The organism is Micromonospora taraxaci, assembly GCF_007830095.1.
GTDB lineage: Bacteria > Actinomycetota > Actinomycetes > Mycobacteriales > Micromonosporaceae > Micromonospora > Micromonospora taraxaci.
In genome coordinates this window covers 1,230,706-1,249,593 of record NZ_VIWZ01000001.1, presented here as the reverse complement: position 1 = coordinate 1,249,593, position 18,888 = coordinate 1,230,706, and the positions used below count along the sequence as shown (strand labels likewise).

The following is an 18,888-nucleotide window of genomic DNA, read 5'->3' as shown; positions in this document are numbered from 1 at the left end:
CCTCCCGGCCGACGTCGACGCGTCCGCCCAGGTCGGCCACATCACCTCCGGTCCGGCTCTACGATTTGGCGTGTGGACTTTCCGGAGCTGGCCGCCCGCACCCACCGGTTCAGCCACGGCGCGCCACGCGCTGTCTCCGTGGCGGAGGACGGCTCCCGGGTGATCTTCCTGCGCTCCGCCGGCCCGGAGGACCCGGCGGACGCGCTCTGGATGCTGGACGTGGCCACCGCCGAGGAGCGCCTGGTCGCCGATCCGGCAACCCTGCTCGGCGAGGACGGTGACGTCAGGTCCCTCTCCCCCGGTGAGCGCGCGCTGCGGGAGCGGCTGCGGCTCAGTGCCGACGGCATCGGCTCGTACGCGTTGGACGCCGCCGGCCGGGTTGCGGTGTTCGCGCTGGCCGGGCGGCTGTTCCGGGCCGATCTGGTGCACGGCGACGTGGTGGAGGTGGCGGCCGTCGGTCCGGTGCTGGACCCGCGTCCGGACCCGACCGGGCAGCGGCTGGCGTACGTGACCGACGCGGCCGAGGGGGTGCGCCGGGGCGAGCTGCGGGTGATCGAGCCGGACGGCACGGACACCCTGCTGGCCGGCGAGGACGCCGGTGTGAGCTGGGGCCTGGCCGAACACATCGCGGCTGAGGAGTTCGGTCGGTACCGGGGCTACTGGTGGGCTCCGGACGGCCGGATGGTGCTCGCCGCCCGGGTCGACGAGAGCCGCCTGGAACGCTGGCACCTGCACGACCCCGCCCAGCCGGCCAGCCCGCCGACCGCCATCGCGTACCCCCGGGCGGGTGGGCCGAACGCCGAGGTCAGCCTGCACCTGCTCGATCTGGACGACGGCTGGGTGGACGTGCACTGGGATCGGGAGACCTACCCGTACCTGACCGGGGTCAGCTGGGTCGAGGGCAGCCCGTTGATCACCGTGCTGCGCCGGTCGCAGCAGCACGGGCTGGTGCTGGCGGTGGACCCCCGCACCGGTGAGACGCAGGTGCACGCGGAGCTGGCCGACCCGCGTTGGGTAGAGCCGATCGCCGGCACCCCGGCGCACCTCCCGGACGGCCGCGTGCTGGTCGGCGGGGAACTGGCCCACGACGGGTACGACGCGAGGTGCCTGTTCGCCGACGGCACCCTGCTCACCCCGCCGTCGCTGTACGTACGCCGGGTGGTGGGTCGGCTGCCGGCCGCCTCCGGTCCGGCCGATCTGCTGGTCGAGGCGAGCGACGGCGAGCCGAGCGAGCGGCACCTCTTTCGGATCCGCACCACGATCGGCGGTGGGGTGGACGCGCGGCGACTCACCACCGACTCCGGTTGGTACACCGCCGCGGTGGGCGGGGACGTGCTGGCGGTGGGTGTCGCGTCGCTGGATCACGCCGGGGTGCGGTGGACCGTGCGCCGCGGCGACCAGGAGCTGGCCGAGCTGCGATCGTTCGCCGCCAATCCGCCGTATTCGCCGCTGCCGCTACTGGAACGGGTGACCGACCGGCGGTTGCCGGCGGCGGTGCTCTACCCGGACAACCACGTGACGGGTCGACGGTTGCCGGTACTGCTGGACATCTACGGCGGGCCGGGGCACCAGGAGGTCGTGGCGGCGCGGGCCGCGTGGTTGGAGCGGCAGTGGTGGGCCGACGCCGGGTTCGCGGTGGTCACCATCGACAACCGGGGTACGCCGGGAGTGGCACCCTCGTTCGAGAAGGCGATCCACCGCCGGGTGGCCGACGTGATCCTCACCGACCAGATCGACGCGTTGACGGCACTGGCCGGCAAGCATCCCGACCTGGATCTGAGCCGGGTGGGGGTGCGCGGCTGGTCGTTCGGGGGGTGGCTGGCCGGGTTGGCGGTGCTGCGTCACCCGGAGCTGTTCCGGTGCGGCATCGCCGGTGCGCCGGTGACCGACTGGGCGCTGTACGACACCGCGTACACCGAGCGTTATCTGGGGTTGCCGGAGGATGGCACGGACGTCTACGCGCACCACTCGCTCGTCGAGTTGGCCGCCGAACCGGTCACCGGCCCGGACCAGGCCCGCCCGTTGCTGCTGGTGCACGGCCTGGCCGACGACAACGTGGTGGCCGCGCACACGCTCCGGCTCTCGGCGGCACTGCTGAGCACCGGCCGCCCGCACGCCGTGCTGCCGCTGACCGGCGCCACGCACATGGCCGCGAACGGCACCGCCGAGCGCCTGCTCCCCCTGGAGCTGGAGTTCCTCCGTACCCACCTGTTGTGAGCAGCATCGGATTTCACGAAACCGCTCGGCTACCGCCTCATCACCGGGCCCGATGACGCTGAATTCTGCGCCCGCGTCAGTGCTCTTCTCGATCAGGGCTATCGGCTGCACGGATCACCGGCGCTGACCTTCGACGGCGAACGCGTCATCGCCGCTCAGGCGTTGGTGCTGCCGCACCCGCCCGTGGACGGCGCCAGGTAGAGACGTTGCCTGCCGCACCTGGGCCGCTGCTGCGGGAGGCTGACGATCACCAACGTTCCACGAGGTGTTCCCGGCCCGGCGGCGGATCGTACGGCTCGGGCCAGTAGTCGATGACCTTGCTGATCAGCCCCTGCTCGGACATCTCCAGCCACACACACGCCTCCGTCTGCTCGGCGCCGACGCGGACGTCGAGCAACAGGGCAGCGAGGCGACCATCGGCGATCACCCGTCGCGGCCGGAGGTGCCAGTCGCCGGGATAGTCGGTGTTGAACCGCAGGAACGCGTCCCTGCCGCGAATGCGCTCCCGAGTCTGCGGCATCTCGTAGACCACATCGTCGCTGAGCAGGGCAGCCAACCCGGACCAGTCGCGGCGCTCCAGAAGATCGACGTAGGCGTGGGCGGTCTGCCGGGCCATCGAGGTGTCGTCCACGACGCGGACCCTAACCTCCACCAGCGACAATCTGGCGGGCTCGGACTCCGACGTTGATCGGCGTCGTCGACTCTCAGGGACGTGCGTCGAACTGGGTCCGCGCTTCGAAGACGCGATCCATGTGCGTCTCCGCCCAGTTCTTGATGGCGAAGATGACCGGGAACAGTTCATGGCCGAGCGGGGTGAGCTCGTAGTCGACGCGGACCGGCACCGAAGCAGTGACAGTGCGGGTGACCAGGCCGTCACGCTCCAGCGTGCGGAGGGTCTGGGTGAGCATCTTCTGGCTGACGCCGGCGATGCGGCGGGCGAGCTCGCCGTGCCGCTGCGGGCCCCCGGCGAGCGCGGGGATCACCAGCGCGACCCACTTGTCGGTGAGCCTGCTCAGCAGCTCACGGGTCGGGCACTGCTCCAGGAACGCGTCGTAGTCGCGTTTGGCCTGTTCGCGGCGTTGCGCCGCGGTCGTCGTCGACATGCTGTCCTCCCCTGGTGCCCTAGGCACTCCAAGGTACCTACTTTCTCCCAGTGCCGAGCATTCGTACGGTCGTGGTGATCACGAAATCCCACGAAGGAGACGACGATGCGCGCAGTCAGGTATGTGGAGTTCGGAGGGCCGGAGGTCCTGCACGTGGCTGAGGTGCCAATGCCTGAGCCCGGGCCGGGTCAGGTACGGGTGCGGGTCGCGGCATCGGTTGTCCATCCGGTTGACCTGATGGTCCGCTCCGGTCGGTTCCCGGCCCCGTTGCCGGCCGGTCTGCCGTACACCCCCGGCTGGGACGTTGCCGGCAGCGTCGACGCGGTCGGCCCGTCGGTCGACGAGTTCACGGTCGGCGACGAGGTCATCGGCTTCTCGCCGTGGCTGCAAACCACTGTCGGTGCCCACGCGGAGTACGTGGTCCTCGACGCCGCCTGGCTCACCTCCGCGCCCGCCGGCGTCCCCGCCACCGAGGCGGCGACCCTGCCGACCAATGGCCTCGCCGCCGCCCAGGCACTCGACCTGCTCGCGCTCCCGGCGGGTTCGACAGTGCTCGTCACCGGCGCCGCCGGGCAGGTCGGAGGGTTCGTTCTGGCGCTGGCCCGGGCGGCTGGTCTGCACACCACGGGACTCGCCGGAGCCGATGACCGCGAGTTCGTCGAGTCGCAGGGCGCGGCGTTCCTGTCGCGCACCGACGATCCGACGGGCACGTTCGACGCGGTCATCGACCTGGCGGTGATCGGCTCCGCACTGCTGGACCTCATCCGGGACGGCGGCGGCTACGTGGCCGCGTCGCCCCCACTTCGCCCGGAGCCGGTGCGCGGAATCCGGACCTTCGCGCTGGAGGTGCTACCGGACGGATCCCGGCTGGGCGAACTGGTCACACTGGTCAGCAGCGGCACCATTCCGCTCCGGGTCGCTGACGTGTACCCCTTCGCCGACGCGGCAGCCGCCCACGACCGTCTGGCCCGAGGTGGCGTACGCGGCGGCGTGGTGATCGTCCCCTGATGTGCGGCGAAGCTCCCGCAGGCGGGGGAAGAACGCCGAAAGCAGGAGGATCGCGAAAAGCGCCGACGAATGGACGGAAGGTCAGTTCTTGTAGATCCGCCGATGCCACCACGGCAGCGGTTGACCACTCCAACTTCTCCTGGGACTGGAGTCGGGAAGGGTGCGGCGTCGAAACTCGCCGTCCAGGCGGTTCAGCAGTCGGCGCATCTCCACACGTGCCGACGACGGTAGGAGACGGGTCACAGCCTCCAACGCGTCTCGCACGAGCGCCAGATCCAGGTATTGGCAGCCGGGGCAGGCGGGGCAGGGCGACGCTTCGAGGCGGAGCTTCCGCCCGGGCTGGCGCAGAAATTGTCGATATTCAAGAAGGAAATAGGCAGTATGCCCGGGTCGGACATGCTGATTGAATGGGTCGGGGTCGTAGCATTCCCCGCCGCGCGAGGACCGACCGGAATTCCGGCAGTGTTCGACAGCTCGAACGGCGGCGGTTGCGGCAGGAGAGAGACAGTCGATCAGATCGCCGCCTTCGCGGGCCCATTGGCGCAGGGCAGGACCGGCGGCTTGATGTGCGGCGCGAATCGCGCCCGGCCGCTTACGCGGCATGACCCTTTCGGTTGATCGTCATGGTGCGATGCTTGCATCAAGGTGCCGGCCGCGCAACGTGTCAACGTCAGTTGGTCGCGAGAGTGCGATGGCGGTCGCCGGTGTCAGGAGACCGCGGGCGGCCAGCGGTGCGTACGCCACTCGTTCCAGCTCGCGAATCCAGTCGGCGGCGCGTCAATGGGTTCGGTGCCGTCGAGTTCGCCCGGCGTCGGGACCTCGAAGCTCGCCGCCCACTCGGCGAGTTCGTCGTCGGACATCGGCCACGTCGTGTGTGGCGCTTCGGCTTGGCGCTGATCGAGTCGTCGGCGCTGCTCGGCTGGGGTGAGTGCGAAGTAGTGCAACTCCACCGTCGCGCCGAGGTCTGCTGCTGCCTGCCGCAGCGCAGTGCGCTCGTCCCGGCTCCAGAGGCCGTAGTCGATCACGACGTTGGTGCCGAGTTCCAGGGTCCGCAACCCGATCTCGATGAGCCGTCCTTCGATCACGTCCTGAGCCGACGGCGGATTCTCCTGCCCGTAGAGAGCCTTCACCCACTCGTCCTTCGTCAGACGAAGAGCTTTGCGCTCAACCTCGATACGTCGAGCAGCAGTGGTCTTCCCGGTGCACGGAAGCCCCACCGTCAGGAACAGCGTCGTCATCCCCCGCCTCCGAACGAACGTGCGTTCAACGTGTGTGGTTCTCCCAGACCGGCTGCTGGGGCTCGTCGTTGTGCACGACGACGTCGGCGTGATCGGTCGGGCGCACCCTGTCGAAGTAGAGCTGTTGGGAGGGGAGGTAACGCTCGCGCCAACGCCGCTCGACGTCGGTGCGGGATGACACCTGCCGCTCTCGGACCACGGCACGATCCACTGTCTTCTCGGGCGCGCTCGACACGAAGACGCGCAGGTCCCACCGGTCTCGAAGTTCCGGGCGCATCAGGAAAACGCCGTCGAACACCAGCACGGCGTCGGCGGGAGCGGTCAAGATCGGCGGGGACAGCACAGCGTCCGCGGTGCTGTCGTAGACCGCGGGTTGGAAGCGCCGATCTCCGCCGGGGCCGAGTGGATCCAGCAGAACCCGGTTCAACGCGCCGTAGTCGTGTGCGTCGTAGTAGCAGCCTTCGGCCGAGTACTCGCCGCGCGGATACCGCTGCGCCCGAGGGAAGAGGAAGTCGTCGATCGTCGCGCGAATGACGTCGCGGCCGTGCTCGCGCAGGACGACGGCCAACTCGTCGGCGAGGGTCGTCTTGCCAGCGGCGGGCGGGCCGTCGACGGCAACCCGTACCGGGTGGGCATGAGTGACCGACTCGACCGCCTCGGCCAGACGAGCGAGCATCTCGTTCCGGGTGCCGTGGCGCATGTCCTGCCCCGTCCTGGTCTCGCGAAGGTCACCGTGTCGGGACGACTCTATGCGCGCGGCCGACCGCATGGATCCACAAGCCCCGCCTCTCGCACGGCCGCACATGGTCGCGGTTCTCGTTTGACTCACTGACCGCCCGACACGGAGCTGAAGAAGGTGAGGAGAAATCCGGTCGTCTGCGTAGGGTCTTCGAGCATGGGTGAGTGACCGACACCGGGCATCAACTCGACGTTCGCACCAGCAACGCGGCGGTACGCGGCCGCCGATGAGGATCGCCACCTCTGGTCGAGCTCACCGAAGATGACCAGCAGTGGCTTGCCGAGGCTCGTGAGCCGATCCGGAAGTTGTCGCTGGGTCAGGTAGTCGTCGGACGCCCGCGATGTCGCCGTGAGCGCGTGGTAGGTCATGCTGCGCGTGTCGTCGACGAGCTGCTGCGGGACGTGGAAGCCGGGCGCGAACGCGGTGCTCAAGCCCCGACGCAGAATCCCATCGGTCCGAAGTCGCCACAGGAGTTGACCCAGCACAGGGACGAAGACGAGCTTGCCCACCGGCCCGTCCGAGATGAAGGCGTCCAGGCGCGGTCCCGTGTTGATGAGCGCGAGGCCGATCACCAGGTCGCCGCGGTGTTCGGCGAGCGCGGTGGCGACGTAGCCGCCGGTCGAGTGGCCAATCACGATGGCCTGTTCGATGCCGAGCTGGTCCAGTGCCTGCCCGACGCGGCGTCCCTGCTGCGGGACGGCATAGCCGCCGCCGGCCGGTTTGGCGGATCGGCCATGTCCGAGCAGGTCGATTCGGATGACACGGTGGGACGTTGCCAGCGTCGGGACTATCGACTTCCACCACTCGGTCGAGGCACCGAGCCCGTGGATCAGCACGAGTGCCGGGGCGTCGCGGGGCCCGTCCTGGCTGACGTTGATGTCGCCGCCGTCGAGATGCAGGATCGAGTCTCCGGTGGCACGGGCGGACTGCCAGTTCACCGATGCCGCGTTGGCCAGGAGCAGTCCGACGACCGTGAGCAGCGTCGTCGAGGCGATGACGCGCCGTCGCCGGCGGGCGCGGCTTCGACGCGGTTGCTGGTCGGACGCGCGCGGGTCGACCTCGTCGAACTGTTTGCCGAGGGCTGGCGATGCCGTCATGAATGCACTGTCGTCGCCCTGCGGTGCCGCTGGCTTGGACGAATGTTCCGGTCAACCGGCGCGTTTCAACTGGCGGACTCAGCCGGTAGGTCGACACTGGGCTCTTCGCTGCCGTCAGGCTCGTCTGGCCTCGGGTTGTCCGTGCACAGGTCGCTGAGGACGAAGGCCAGTCGGGCAGCAAGAGCTGCATCGGCGAGCGCGAGTTCCCCTGTCAGCGCATCCGTCGCTGCGGAGAGAGCACGGGTCAGTTCGGCCTCGTTCAGCGCACGGACCAGGGTCGTGTCCAGCGGTGAGGTCACCTCCGGCGGAAGCAGGTGGGCACCTTTCGCGTAGCTGGTGGGGTGACCGAGGCGCAAGCAGGCCAAGGCGAGAACCTGACCGCGTAGAGCGCTGATCCACTGCTCGGCCTGCCACCAACGGTGGCGTTGGATGGAGATCCACGCATGCAGGGCGTGGTGCCATCCCAACCCGACCAGAGCCCGCCATTCCGGACGCAGGTCTTCCTTGGCCTGTCCGGGATGGCCGAAGACCGTACGCCAGGTCGGACCGTGCGGCCCGAACTCCGCAGCCGGTGTGAACCCGATGTCCACTTCAAGCATGTCGGCAAGCAGGAACACCCGGTACACGGCAGAGCCGGACGGCAGGTCCCAGTGATGAACGGCGGCGAAGTCCCGGTAGAGCATGTCGGTCCAGCGGTGCATCACCGCGTCCAGCGAACCTTCGATGCCGAACGCCAGGTCGATGTCCGACCACCGGTCGCCGCCGTCGACCGCGTGAGATCCGGTGATGGCGGCCCCGACGACGGCGGGGTCACGTTCGGCTAGACCGAGCAACTGCTCCCGGATCGAGTCACGCTTGCCGGCGGTGAACACCGCGCCACGATATCGCCCCGATTTCGGTGCCACCTGCGTCTGCTGACGGCCGCAAGGCATACCCCTCTGCCACGGTCAGCGCCCATTCGGCCGACTACAGGATCCCCAGAGTCCGACCCAGCCCCACGTGCTCCGGGCGGTCCCGGCCACACGGCAAGCTCCAGACGCGCTGGACCGTGACTGTCGGCACGCCGAGTCGAGGATGCTCCAACGGTTGAATCGTCTACGACATCAGCTCCAAAGGAAGCGTGCGGGGGCACCCATCCCGGGCTGGCCGAACAGCGCTCGCGCTCAGAGGACGGACGGCGAGGGCCCCCTCCCGACGACGCTGTCGGGAGAGGGCCCTGCCTGCCTGCGGTATGACTACGGCTTGACGTGCGCGTTCACGAACGACGGGTAGCCGAAGACGCTGGAGATGAAGATCCCGCCGGCCTTGGACCCGTGCACGTTGTAGGCCACGTCGACGTAGAGCGGCACCACCGGGGCGAACTCCTTCATGATCCGCTCGTCGAGCTTGGCCCACTCCGGGCCCTGGTCGGCCGGGGCGAGCGCCAGGATGCGGTCCATCTCGGCGTTGATGGCCGGGTCGTTGAAGTAGGACTGGTTGCTGTTGCCCTCGGCCTTGATGGTGCGGCCGTCGTAGAGCACCGGCAGAATCGACGCCCCGCTGGGCCAGTCCGCCGCCCAGTTACCGATGTACAGGTCCCAGGGGTTGTTCTTCTTCTTGATCTCGTCGAGCTTGGCGTCGTCGGAGATGTTCCGCAGCGTGATCTTGAAGCCGGCCCGCTCCAGGTTGGCCTTCAGCTGAGCGCCCTGCTGCTGCTCGGTGGAGTTGTCGGCGACGCCGAGGACCAGCTCCGGCGTCTTTCCGCCGAGCAGTTCCTTGGCCTTGTCGACGTTGCCGTTCGGCCCGGCCGGGTACGCCTCGTACGCCTTGTAGCCGATCGTGGCGGACGGCATCAGCGTGGTCAGCGGTGCGGCGACGTTCTGGCCGCCGAGCACCTTGATCATGCCTTCGCGGTCGATGGCGTAGTTGAGCGCCTGCCGGACCTTGAGGTCGGTGACCCGCTGGTTGTTGATGACGAGCTGGTTGGCGCTCGGGGTCGGCGAGAGGATCGTCCGCGACTTGAGCGCGGCGTCCCCGGCCACCTTGGCGACCAGCGAGGCGGGCACGGTGTTGAAGGCGAGTGCGCTCTGGTCGGCGCCGTTGTCGGCGATCACCCGGTTGTTGGCGGCGTCGGCGGTCGGCCCGAAGGTCCACACGAACTGGTCCGGGTACTGATGGCGCACCGGGTCGGTGTTGGCGTCCCAGTTGGGGTTGCGGTCCAGGGTGAGCTGGACGCCGACCTGGTTCTTGGCGACCTTGTACGGGCCGGAGGAGAACGGCTGCTTGTCCACCTCGATGCCGGTGTCCTTGTCGGCGGGCAGCGGCGCGGTGGTCGGCAGCGAGGCGGCGAACGGCAGGTCGCAGCGGGGCTTGGCGAACTCGAAGCGCAGCGTCTTGGCGTCCGGCGTGCTCAGGCCCGGCGGCAGCGACGTCTTGTTCTTCTTGAAGTCCCACTTGGTGTCGAACTGCGCGGTGTCGGCCAGCCACTCCTGGATGTAGGTCGGGCCGCCGGACAGGTCGGGGTCGAAGGAGCGTGCGATGCCGTACGCGATCTCCTTGGAGGTGATCGGCCGGCCGTCCTCGAACTTCACCCCGTCCTTGACGGTGAACTCCCAGACCTTGCAGTCGTTGTTGACGTTCTTGCCCGGCGTCTCGGCCAGGTCACCGACCAGGACCAGGCCGCCCTTGCCATCGTCCTTCCAGGTGGTCAGGTAGCGGGACCAGAGCGGGTTGGCCATCAGACCGGCGAACGAGTACGTCCGCTGCGGGTCGAGGTGGGAGATCGGCGACTCCCGGATGACGGTGAAGGTGCCGCCCTTCGCGGCGCCGCTCACCTCTGCCGCCGGCCCCTGCGAGTCCTTGGGGTCGGTCGCGATGACCCCGGTCTGCTTCCGGTCGGTGTCCACAGTGGTGCCCTCGCCCGTGTTCTTCGAGCACGCACCCAATGCCACAACCAGAGCGATCGCGCCGCCTGCGGCAACCGCCACGCGTGGTCGCATGAAGTACCTCCTTCAGCCATGTGCCGTGCGGTTTCGTCGGGGCGAGAACCGCCGACGTCCCGAGGATCGTAAGGAAGAAAAACTACGAGTTGTGTAACAGTTGTCGATAAATTTCGCCATCGGACACCGTGGCGGCCGAGCAGCCGGTCAGCGCAGCCGCACCCGGGGGTCGATGGTCGCGTAGAGCAGGTCCACCAGCACGTTCGCCAGGACGACGAAGACGGCCGCGATCAACACGGTGGCCATGATGGTGGGCAGGTCACCCGAGCGCACCGCGTCCACCGCCGTACGCCCCAACCCCTGGATGCCGAACGTCGTCTCGGTGATGACCGTGCCACCGAGCGCTCCGCCCACGTCCAGCCCCGCGATGGTCACCACCGGGGTGATCGCCGCGCGCAGCGCGTGCCGCCCGTACACGGTGGGTTTGGCCAGGCCCTTGGCCCGCGCGGTCCGGACGAAGTCCTCGGAGAGCGTCTCCAACATCTGCGCCCGCGACAACCGGGCGTAGATCGCCGAGAAGAGAAAGGCCAGCGACACCCAGGCGAGCGCCAGCCCACTGGCCCACTTCGCCGGGTTCTCGAACAGGGAGGTGTAGCTGGGCACCGGCAGCCACCGCAGGTTGTAGACGAAGATCATCAGCAGCACCGCGCCCACGAAGTACAGCTGCAACGACGCGCCGGTCAGCGAGAAGCCGATGGCGGCCCGGTCCAGCCAGGTGCCCCGACGCAACGCGGAGACCATGCCGAGACCGACGCCGAGCAGCAACCAGAGGATCGCCGCCGGGATCACGATGCTCAGCGTCACCGGCAGCACCCGGGCGATGGTGTCCGAGACCGCCTCGTTGGTGACGTACGACCAGCCCAGACAGGGCGCGTCGCAGCGGCCACCCTGGGCGCTACCGAGGTCCCGGCCGGTCACGATGCCCTTCATGTAACCGGCGTACTGGCTGATCAGCGGGTCGTTCAGGCCCAGGTCGTCGCGGACCCGCTCCAACCGCTCCGGGTTGCAGTTCTTCGAGCAGATGCTGCTCACCGGGTCACGCGGCAGGGCGAAGAACATCAGGAAGGTCAGCACACTCACCGCGAACAGGGTCAGCGTGGCGGAGAAGAGTCGCTTGAGCAGAAATCGCGCCATGGGGTACCCCCTACCGGGACGACTTCGGGTCGAGCGCGTCCCGCAGCGCGTCGCCGAAGAGGTTGAAGGCGAACACCAGCGCGAAGATCGTGATGCCCGGGAAGAACACGTACGCCGGGTCGGTCTGGAGGTAGTCCAGACTGTCGTAGATCATCCGGCCGAAGCTCGGCGTTTCGTCACTGAGCCCGACGCCGATGAACGAGAGCGCCGCCTCGCTGGTGATGAACTGCGGCACCGCCAGCGAGAACGAGACCAGGATCGGCGCCCAGATGTTCGGCAGCAGTTGCCGGAAGAGCATGTGCCCCAACCCGGCGCCGCTGGCCTTGGCCGCCTCCACGAACTCCCGCTCACGCAGCGCGATCACCTGACCGCGGACCAGCCGCGCGGTGCTGGTCCAGCCGAAGATGGCGAAGACGGCGATCAGCACACCCACCCCGAAGGCGGACGACACCTGCCCCCGCTCGCCGTAGAAGCGCAGCGTGATGGCGGGGGTGAGCGCCAACGCGATGATCAGGAAGGGCATCGCCAGGGTCAGGTCGGTGATCCAGTTGATCACCGCGTCGAGCCAGCCACCGAGGTAGCCGGCGAGCGTGCCGAGCGCGACGCCAATCGTCGCGGTGATCAGGGCGGCGGCGAGGGCGATGAACAGCGACGTGCGCAACCCGTAGATCAGCCGGACGAAGATGTCCCGGCCCAGCCCCGGCTCCAGCCCGAACCAGTGGTCACCGGTGACCCCGCCGGCGTACCCCAGTGGCATGCCGTTGCCGTCCAGCAGATTCTGGAACTGCTCCCGCGGCCCGACCCCGTAGACCATCTCGATCAGCGGGGCGGACAACCCCAACACCATGAAGAACACCAGGAGTACGCCGCTGACCACTGCCGTACGGTCACGGCGCAGCCGCAGCCAGGCGAGCTGACCGGGCGAGCGACCGACGACGCCCTTCGCGGCGGGCCCGCCCGCGTCGGTGCCGGACTCGATCTCGGCCAGCGCCACACCCTCCACCGGGGAGAGGCTCACGACGACACCTCCTCGTCGACCTGGGCAGCCGACTCGGCTGACTCCGGGCTCGTGCTGGCCGCTTCCCTCTCAGGGAAGTGACACGCTGTGGCCTGCCGGCCGCCATTGCGCTTGACCAGCGCCGGCTGCTCGGTGGCGCAGACGTCCTGTGCCTTCCAGCACCGGGTACGGAACCGGCAGCCCGACGGCGGGTCGAGCGGGGTGGGCACGTCACCGGTCAGACGGATGCGGCCCGCAGGGCCAAGCTGGGTGACGTCCGGGATCGCCGAGAGCAACGCCCTGGTGTACGGGTGCTGCGGGCGCTCGTAGATGTCCTCCCGATCGCCGATCTCCACGATCCGGCCCAGGTACATGACCGCGACCCGCTGGCAGAAGTGCCGGACCACAGCCAGGTCGTGCGCGATGAACACGAACGCCAGACCGAGCTCCCGTTGCAGGTCACGCAGCAGGTTGACGACCTGCGCCTGGATCGAGACGTCCAGCGCGCTCACCGGCTCGTCCGCGACGATCAGCTTGGGCCGCAGGGCCAACGCCCGGGCGATGCCGATGCGCTGACGCTGACCGCCGGAGAACTCGTGCGGGTACCGGTTGTAGTGCTCCGGGTTCAACCCGACCAGCTCCAGCAACTCCTGCACCCGGGCCTTGATCCCACCCGGCGGTTTGATCCCGTTGACCTGCAGCGGCATCGCCACGATCCGGCCGACGGTGTGCCGGGGGTTCAGCGACGCGTACGGGTCCTGGAAGATGATCTGGAGTTCCTGACGCAGCGGGCGCAACTCCCGGCGGCCGGCGTGCGTGATGTCCCGCCCGGCGAACTCGATGCTGCCGCTGGTCGGCTCCAGCAGCCGCACCAGCATCCGACCGGTGGTGGTCTTGCCGCAGCCCGACTCCCCCACCAGCCCGAGCGTCTCGCCGGGGCGCACGTCGAAGTCGAGCCCGTCCACCGCCCGCACCAGGCCGGTGGAGCGCAGCCCCTCGCGTACCGGGAAATGCTTGGTCAGGCCCCGTACCCGCAACAGCGGTTCGTCGGTCACCTCCACGGTCCTCCGTTCGGGGCTGCGGTACTCCGCTGCGCTGCGTTCCTCGCCCTCACACAGCCACCCCCACTCGTGCGACGTCCTCGGCATAGAACGCGGCGCGCTCCTCGGCGCTCAGATGACAGGCGACGAGGTGACCCTCGGCCCCGGCCGCCCGTAGCTCGGGCACGTCCGTACGGGAGCGGCTGCCGGCGCGGTCCGCGTACCGGCAGCGCGGGTGGAACGCGCAGCCGGACGGCAGGTTGATCAGGCTCGGCGGGTTGCCGGGAATCGGCAGCAGGTCCGCGTCCGCGTCGCCGTGCAGCGACGGCACGCTGGAGAGCAACCCCCAGGTGTACGGATGTTGTGGCGAACGGAGCACCTGCTCGACGCTGCCCCGCTCGACGGCGCGACCGCCGTACATGACCAGCACGTCGTCGGCGACCTGGCCGACCACGCCGAGGTCGTGGGTGATCAGGATGATCGCGGAGTGGAACTCGGCCTGGAGGTCGGCCAACAGGTCCAGGATCTGCGCCTGCACTGTGACGTCCAGGGCGGTGGTCGGCTCGTCGGCGATCAGCAGCGCCGGGTCGTTGACCAGCGACATCGCGATCATCGCCCGTTGCCGCATGCCGCCGGAGAACTCGTGCGGGTACTGATCGAAGCGGCGGGCCGGCTGTGGGATGCCGACCCGGTCCAGCATGTCGACGGCCCGCTGCCGGGCCTCGCGACGGTTGGCCTTCGGGTGGTGCACCCGGTACGCCTCGGCGATCTGTCGGCCCACCGTGTAGTACGGGTGCAGCGCGGACAGCGGATCCTGGAAGATCATCGCCATGTCCCGGCCACGCAGCCGGCGTACCTCCTCGTCAGGCAGGCCGACCACCTGCCGGCCGCCGACGGAGATCTCGCCGGTGATGGTTGCGCGTTTGGGATCGTGCAGGCCGAGGATGGCCAGCGAGGTGACGCTCTTGCCGGAGCCGGACTCACCGACGATGCCCAGGGTGCGGCCCCGCTCGACGGCGAACGACACCCCGTCGACCGCGCGCACCACGCCGTCCTCGGTGTCGAACCGGACCCGCAGATCACGCACCCGCAGGTAGGCGTCGTCGTTGCCGCGCTGCGTCGGCACGGCGGGATGGTCGTCCGGCTTCCCGGACGGCGCCGGATCCGAGCTGTCCACGGCAACCTCCCTCAGTGACGAAGAGAACTTACAACAAAGTCCCGAGGGTGAAAATAAGCTACAAAGTCGGCACGTGTCAGCGGGCCCGAGCGTAACGAGTCAGCATCGGCCCCGCACCCCCGTCACCTCGCCATCCACGCCCGTTCATGGCCCCGCCCTGGCCCTTGCGCGCCCCGCGCCCCGCGCCCCCGCGCCCCCGCGCCCCCGCGCCCAAGATCCGCGCAACTTCCCCGATGTTGCTGCCTCCGGCACGCGAGAAACAGCAACATCCCCGATCCTGCGCGGATCTTGACGACGAACAGCGCCTCAAAAACCAGCAGCGGGGTTTGGGGCACCCACCGCCGTCAAGGTCACGCTCGAAGCAGGAAGTAGTGGCCACGAAGCGCTCGGAAACCACTACATCTACGATCGGGCGCGATCTTGGTGACTCAATCTTGAAGATCACAACGTCTAGCGAGGCCTTCATCGTGCTCGCACGCCGGGTGCGACCTCAGCGATCCACAACGAGTTGCACTGGCCGGGTGGATCCTGCCGACGTTCCTGACCACTCGCTGCCCTGGACCGAGTCGGACTACCTCGCCCTCGGTGAGACAGCCCAGCGGATCGAACTCCTCGACGGCGGACTGCTCATTGGACCATCGCCGTCCGTCCGACACCAGGCGATCGTCTGTGGCTTGGCAGCCGCGTTGGAGCCAGGCTGCGCAGCGGCGACCCGCACCCTGCTCCCGGTCATTAACCTGCGCCTCAACGCCACGCGCATCCTCAATCCCGACCTCGTGGTGACGGCGGAGTTGGATCTGACGGCGGACTGCGTGCCGGCGGGCGTGGTCCTGCTGGTTGGCGAGATCCCAGCGCCGCACACCGCCGTCACCGATCGGGTGTTGAAGCCGCACCTGTACGCCGCGGCCAGCATCCCGTGGTATCTGCTCGTCGAGCAGGAGTCCCTGAGCCTGTACCTGTATCAGCGGCAGGGTTTCCACTACGTCGAGCGGTCGGCGACCAGGGCCGGCGAGGTTCTGGAACTGACCGAGCCGGTGAAGGCGACGATCCGGCCAGAAGAACTTCTTCCCTGACGGGTGTTGGTCGGCTGCCCTAGGGTCGTCGCATGACCGAGTTCGACGCGGCCACCGCCGCCGTCCAGGCCGCCCTCGACGCGGGAGCGCGGTACGCCGACGCACGGGTGATGCATCGCCGCTACGAGTCGATGACCGCGCGCAACGGCGACGTGGAGGAGCTGACCCAGGACGAGAGCATCGGGCTCGGTGTCCGGGCGCTCGTCGGTGCGAGTTGGGGCTTCTACGCCGTACCCGATCTCTCCGACGCCGCCGCCCGCGACGCCGGTCGGCGCGCTACGCGTACCGCGATGGCGAGCGCGCGGGTGCCCGGCCCGCCGGTCGACCTGGTGCCCGCCGAGGCCGTCACCGCGAGCTGGGCCTCCGGTTGCGAGATCGACCCGCTCGGGGTGCCTCTGTCGGACAAGGGTGACCTGCTGGTCGACGCGACCCGCGCGATGGTCGAGCACGGCGCGGATCTGGCCGAGGGCCTCTACCAGATCTGGGACACCGCCAAGTGGTTCGTCTCCAGCGAGGGCCACCGGATCGACCAGCGGATCCGCGAGTGCGGTGGGGGCATCTCCGCCACCTCCATCGGTGACGGCGAGACGCAGCGCCGGTCCTGGCCGAGCTACCGGGGGCAGTACGGCACCACCGGGTGGGAGCTGGTCGAGTCGCTCGACCTGGCCGCGCACGCCGCGCAGATCGCCGACGAGTCCCGGGCGCTGCTCACCGCGCCGCAGTGCCCGGCGGGCGAGACGGATCTGATCCTCGGCGGCGAACAGTTGGCCCTGCAGATCCACGAGTCGGTCGGGCACGCCATCGAACTGGACCGGATCCTCGGCTGGGAGGCGGCGTTCGCCGGCACGTCCTGGCTGGACCTGGCCCAGCTCGGTTCGCTGCGCTACGGCTCGGAGCTGATGAACATCACCATCGACCCGACGATCCCCGGCGCCCTGGGCAGCTTCGGGTTCGACGACGAGGGCTCCCCGGCGGTCCGGCGGGACGCGGTCCGCGACGGCCGCTGGGTCGGTGTGCTCGCCGGTCGGGACTCGGCCGCCATGGCCAGCCTCGACTACGGCGGCAGCGTACGGGCCGACGGGTGGGCCCGGCTGCCGATGGTGCGGATGACGAACGTCGGCCTGGAACCCGGCCCGCACACCCTGGAGGAGATCATCGCGGCCACCGACGACGGCGTTCTGATGGACCTCAACCGGTCCTGGTCGATCGACGACAAGCGGCTCAACTTCCAGTTCGGCTGCGAGGTCGGCTGGGAGATCAAGAAGGGGCGGCGGGGGCGGATGCTGCGCAACCCCACGTACACGGGGATCGGCCCGCTCTTCTGGCGCTCGATGGACATGCTCTCCAACGAGACGATCTCCTGGGGCACGCCCAACTGCGGCAAGGGCCAGCCCGGCCAGATCGGCCACACCGGCCACCCGGCGGCACCGGCCCGGTTCCGCAACGTCCGCGTGGGGGTTTCCGCGTGAGCGCGAGGAGTGAGCCGGTCCTGCGAGCCCCGCAGTCGCGAACGAAAGGGAGCTCAGTGAGCGCGAGGAGTGAGCCGGTCCTGCGAGCCCCGCAGTCGCGAACGAAAGGCGGCACCGCGTGAGCGCGAGGAGTGAGTTGGAGCTGGCGGGGCAGGTTGTCGAGCTGGTCCGCCAGCTCGGCGGTCCGGCCGCGCAGGCCGACGCGGTGGTGACGCGGGCGGATCTGGCGCTGACGCGGTTCGCCAACTCGGCCATCCACCAGAACGTCGCGGAGTCGACGGTCGGGGTCCGGTTGCGGCTGCACGTGGACGGTCGGACCGCCGCCGGCAGTGGCAGCGTGGTCACCACCGACGGGCTGCGGGCGCTGGTGGAGCGGACCCTGGCCGCGGCGCGTCTCTGCCCACCTGACCCGGGCTGGCCGGGGCTGACCGCGCCGACGCCCGTGCCGGACGCGCCGCCCGTGGACGAGGCGACCGCGTACGCGGAGCCGGACCAGCGGGCCGACCGGGTGGGGGCGTTCGTGGCCGCCGCCGGGGGCTTGAGCACAGCGGGTTACTGCCGCACCGCGCATCGCTCGTCGGCGTTCGCGAACTCGGCCGGGCACACCGCGTCCGGCCGCTCGGCGGAGGCGGCGATGGACGGCATCGCCCGCCGTGACGGCGCGGACGGGGTGGCCCGGCGCTGCGCGGACCGGCTCTCCGACCTCGACGGTGCCGAGCTGGGGGCGCACGCGGCGGCGAAGGCGCAGGCCGCGGCGGACCCGGTCGAGTTGCCGCCGGGGCACTACGAGGTGGTGTTCGAGCCGGCCGCCGTGGCGGACCTGTTGCAGAACCTGTCCTGGTTCGGTTTCAACGGCAAGCGGTACGCCGAACGGCAGTCGTTCGCCGAGCCGGGGGTCGCCCAGTTCGACAGGGCGGTGACCCTGGTGGACGACCCGTTGGGCGCGTCGGGCCTGCCGTTCGACGCGGAGGGCACCGCGCGTCGGGCGTTGACACTGGTCGAGGCGGGCACCACCCGCGCGGTGGCGCATGACCGGCGGACCGCCGCCGAGGCGGGTGCCCAGTCCACCGGGCACGCGGTCGCGGGTGGCGCCACCTGGGGTCCGATGGCCCGCACCATGCGGCTGTCCGGCGCGGCCGCGGGGCCGGCCAGCGCCAGCGGCCGGAGCACCACCGGCGCGGCGGCCGGGGCGGTCGTCGACGCGGACACGGCCGCGCTGGTCAGCGGTGTGGAACGGGGGCTGCTGGTCAGCGACCTGTGGTACACGCGGGTGCTCGACCCGAAGAGCCTCGTCGTCACCGGGTTGACCCGCAACGGTGTCTGGTTGATCGAGGACGGCACTGTCGTGCGGGCGGTACGCGACCTGCGGTTCACCGAGTCGTACCCCCGGGCGCTCGGGCCGGGGGCGGTGCTCGGGTTGGGTGCGCGGCCGGTGCGTCAACCGGATCGGGTGGACGGTGCGTGGTGGACGGCGCCCTCGGTGCGGCTGGCGTCCTGGCACTTCACCGGAGGCGCCTCCGGCTGAGGTATCCAGAAGGCGGCTTTTCCGCAGGCCAGACACACGGGACGGTCCCTTGCGCGGACGGCTCGCAGAGATCGGCGTAACGTGTGTCACTTA

General features: G+C 69.7%; 17 protein-coding genes. 6 read left to right on the top strand and 11 right to left on the bottom strand.

Annotated elements, in window-relative coordinates; genetic code table 11:
• Positions 1–72: 72 nt before the first annotated feature.
• Positions 73–2,217, top strand: a complete 2,145-nt coding sequence (locus FHU34_RS05970; protein WP_145779053.1) for a S9 family peptidase — start codon at positions 73–75, stop codon at positions 2,215–2,217.
• A 39-nt stretch (positions 2,218–2,256) separates the two neighbouring features.
• The gene (locus FHU34_RS05965) at positions 2,257–2,418 is read left to right on the top strand and encodes a DUF1737 domain-containing protein (protein WP_145785451.1); all 162 of its coding nucleotides are present in this window, start codon (positions 2,257–2,259) and stop codon (positions 2,416–2,418) included.
• Positions 2,419–2,464: 46 nt separating this feature from the next.
• On the opposite strand, the gene FHU34_RS05960 is transcribed toward FHU34_RS05965, so the two are convergent.
• On the bottom strand, positions 2,465–2,833 hold the full coding sequence (locus FHU34_RS05960; RefSeq protein WP_425280564.1) for a nuclear transport factor 2 family protein: 369 nt from the start codon (positions 2,831–2,833) through the stop codon (positions 2,465–2,467).
• Between the two features lie 88 nt (positions 2,834–2,921).
• On the bottom strand, positions 2,922–3,320 hold the full coding sequence (locus tag FHU34_RS05955) for a winged helix-turn-helix transcriptional regulator (RefSeq protein ID WP_145779051.1): 399 nt from the start codon (positions 3,318–3,320) through the stop codon (positions 2,922–2,924).
• A gap of 105 nt (positions 3,321–3,425) precedes the next feature.
• Here FHU34_RS05955 and FHU34_RS05950 point away from each other — a divergent pair, with 105 nt between their 5' ends.
• Positions 3,426–4,328 carry an NADP-dependent oxidoreductase gene (locus tag FHU34_RS05950; protein WP_145779050.1) on the top strand — a complete coding sequence of 301 codons (903 nt, stop codon included), beginning with the start codon at positions 3,426–3,428 and terminating at the stop codon, positions 4,326–4,328.
• A gap of 707 nt (positions 4,329–5,035) precedes the next feature.
• Here FHU34_RS05950 and FHU34_RS05945 read toward each other — a convergent pair.
• The 9 genes from FHU34_RS05945 to FHU34_RS05905 all read right to left on the bottom strand — a co-directional run bounded on the left by FHU34_RS05945 (position 5,036) and on the right by FHU34_RS05905 (position 14,677).
• Complete coding sequence (locus FHU34_RS05945) at positions 5,036–5,566, bottom strand: P-loop nucleotide/nucleoside kinase family protein (protein WP_145779049.1); 531 nt, start codon at positions 5,564–5,566, stop codon at positions 5,036–5,038.
• Between the two features lie 25 nt (positions 5,567–5,591).
• Positions 5,592–6,266, bottom strand: a complete 675-nt coding sequence (locus FHU34_RS05940) for a nucleoside/nucleotide kinase family protein (RefSeq protein ID WP_145779048.1) — start codon at positions 6,264–6,266, stop codon at positions 5,592–5,594.
• Positions 6,267–6,391: 125 nt separating this feature from the next.
• Positions 6,392–7,402 (bottom strand): alpha/beta fold hydrolase, encoded by a 1,011-nt coding sequence (locus tag FHU34_RS05935; protein WP_145779047.1) that lies wholly within the window; start codon positions 7,400–7,402, stop codon positions 6,392–6,394.
• A 65-nt stretch (positions 7,403–7,467) separates the two neighbouring features.
• Entirely contained in the window at positions 7,468–8,274 is an 807-nt protein-coding gene (locus tag FHU34_RS05930; RefSeq protein ID WP_244311562.1) for a hypothetical protein, read from the bottom strand.
• A 363-nt stretch (positions 8,275–8,637) separates the two neighbouring features.
• Entirely contained in the window at positions 8,638–10,380 is a 1,743-nt protein-coding gene (locus tag FHU34_RS05925; protein ID WP_145779046.1) for an ABC transporter substrate-binding protein, read from the bottom strand.
• A 147-nt stretch (positions 10,381–10,527) separates the two neighbouring features.
• Positions 10,528–11,514 (bottom strand): ABC transporter permease, encoded by a 987-nt coding sequence (locus tag FHU34_RS05920; protein WP_145779045.1) that lies wholly within the window; start codon positions 11,512–11,514, stop codon positions 10,528–10,530.
• A gap of 10 nt (positions 11,515–11,524) precedes the next feature.
• The gene (locus FHU34_RS05915; protein WP_145779044.1) at positions 11,525–12,532 is read right to left on the bottom strand and encodes an ABC transporter permease; all 1,008 of its coding nucleotides are present in this window, start codon (positions 12,530–12,532) and stop codon (positions 11,525–11,527) included.
• On the bottom strand, positions 12,529–13,566 hold the full coding sequence (locus FHU34_RS05910; protein ID WP_145779043.1) for an ABC transporter ATP-binding protein: 1,038 nt from the start codon (positions 13,564–13,566) through the stop codon (positions 12,529–12,531). The genes FHU34_RS05915 and FHU34_RS05910 overlap by 4 nt, the downstream gene beginning before the upstream one ends.
• Before the next feature lie 55 nt (positions 13,567–13,621).
• Complete coding sequence (locus tag FHU34_RS05905) at positions 13,622–14,677, bottom strand: ABC transporter ATP-binding protein (RefSeq protein ID WP_208745121.1); 1,056 nt, start codon at positions 14,675–14,677, stop codon at positions 13,622–13,624.
• A gap of 572 nt (positions 14,678–15,249) precedes the next feature.
• On the opposite strand from FHU34_RS05905, the gene FHU34_RS05900 reads away from it, so the two are divergent.
• From FHU34_RS05900 to FHU34_RS05890, 3 genes are all read left to right on the top strand, one after another.
• A complete protein-coding gene (locus FHU34_RS05900; RefSeq protein ID WP_244311561.1) occupies positions 15,250–15,801 on the top strand; it encodes a Uma2 family endonuclease in 552 nt (183 codons plus the stop codon).
• Positions 15,802–15,833: 32 nt separating this feature from the next.
• Positions 15,834–17,270 (top strand): TldD/PmbA family protein, encoded by a 1,437-nt coding sequence (locus FHU34_RS05895; protein WP_145779040.1) that lies wholly within the window; start codon positions 15,834–15,836, stop codon positions 17,268–17,270.
• A gap of 118 nt (positions 17,271–17,388) precedes the next feature.
• Positions 17,389–18,795 carry a TldD/PmbA family protein gene (locus FHU34_RS05890; RefSeq protein ID WP_145779039.1) on the top strand — a complete coding sequence of 469 codons (1,407 nt, stop codon included), beginning with the start codon at positions 17,389–17,391 and terminating at the stop codon, positions 18,793–18,795.
• Positions 18,796–18,888 lie beyond the last annotated feature (93 nt).

What these genes read in the sequence shown, in the direction of transcription:
- FHU34_RS05945 (WP_145779049.1), bottom strand. Translation starts at nt 5,566, where the DNA reads ATGACGACGCTGTTCCTGACGGTGGGGCTTCCGTGCACCGGGAAGACC.
- FHU34_RS05955 (WP_145779051.1), bottom strand. Translation starts at nt 3,320, where the DNA reads ATGTCGACGACGACCGCGGCGCAACGCCGCGAACAGGCCAAACGCGAC.
- FHU34_RS05925 (WP_145779046.1), bottom strand. Translation starts at nt 10,380, where the DNA reads ATGCGACCACGCGTGGCGGTTGCCGCAGGCGGCGCGATCGCTCTGGTT.
- FHU34_RS05950 (WP_145779050.1), top strand. Translation starts at nt 3,426, where the DNA reads ATGCGCGCAGTCAGGTATGTGGAGTTCGGAGGGCCGGAGGTCCTGCAC.
- FHU34_RS05895 (WP_145779040.1), top strand. Translation starts at nt 15,834, where the DNA reads ATGACCGAGTTCGACGCGGCCACCGCCGCCGTCCAGGCCGCCCTCGAC.
- FHU34_RS05935 (WP_145779047.1), bottom strand. Translation starts at nt 7,402, where the DNA reads ATGACGGCATCGCCAGCCCTCGGCAAACAGTTCGACGAGGTCGACCCG.
- FHU34_RS05940 (WP_145779048.1), bottom strand. Translation starts at nt 6,266, where the DNA reads ATGCGCCACGGCACCCGGAACGAGATGCTCGCTCGTCTGGCCGAGGCG.
- FHU34_RS05960 (WP_425280564.1), bottom strand. Translation starts at nt 2,833, where the DNA reads ATGGCCCGGCAGACCGCCCACGCCTACGTCGATCTTCTGGAGCGCCGC.
- FHU34_RS05920 (WP_145779045.1), bottom strand. Translation starts at nt 11,514, where the DNA reads ATGGCGCGATTTCTGCTCAAGCGACTCTTCTCCGCCACGCTGACCCTG.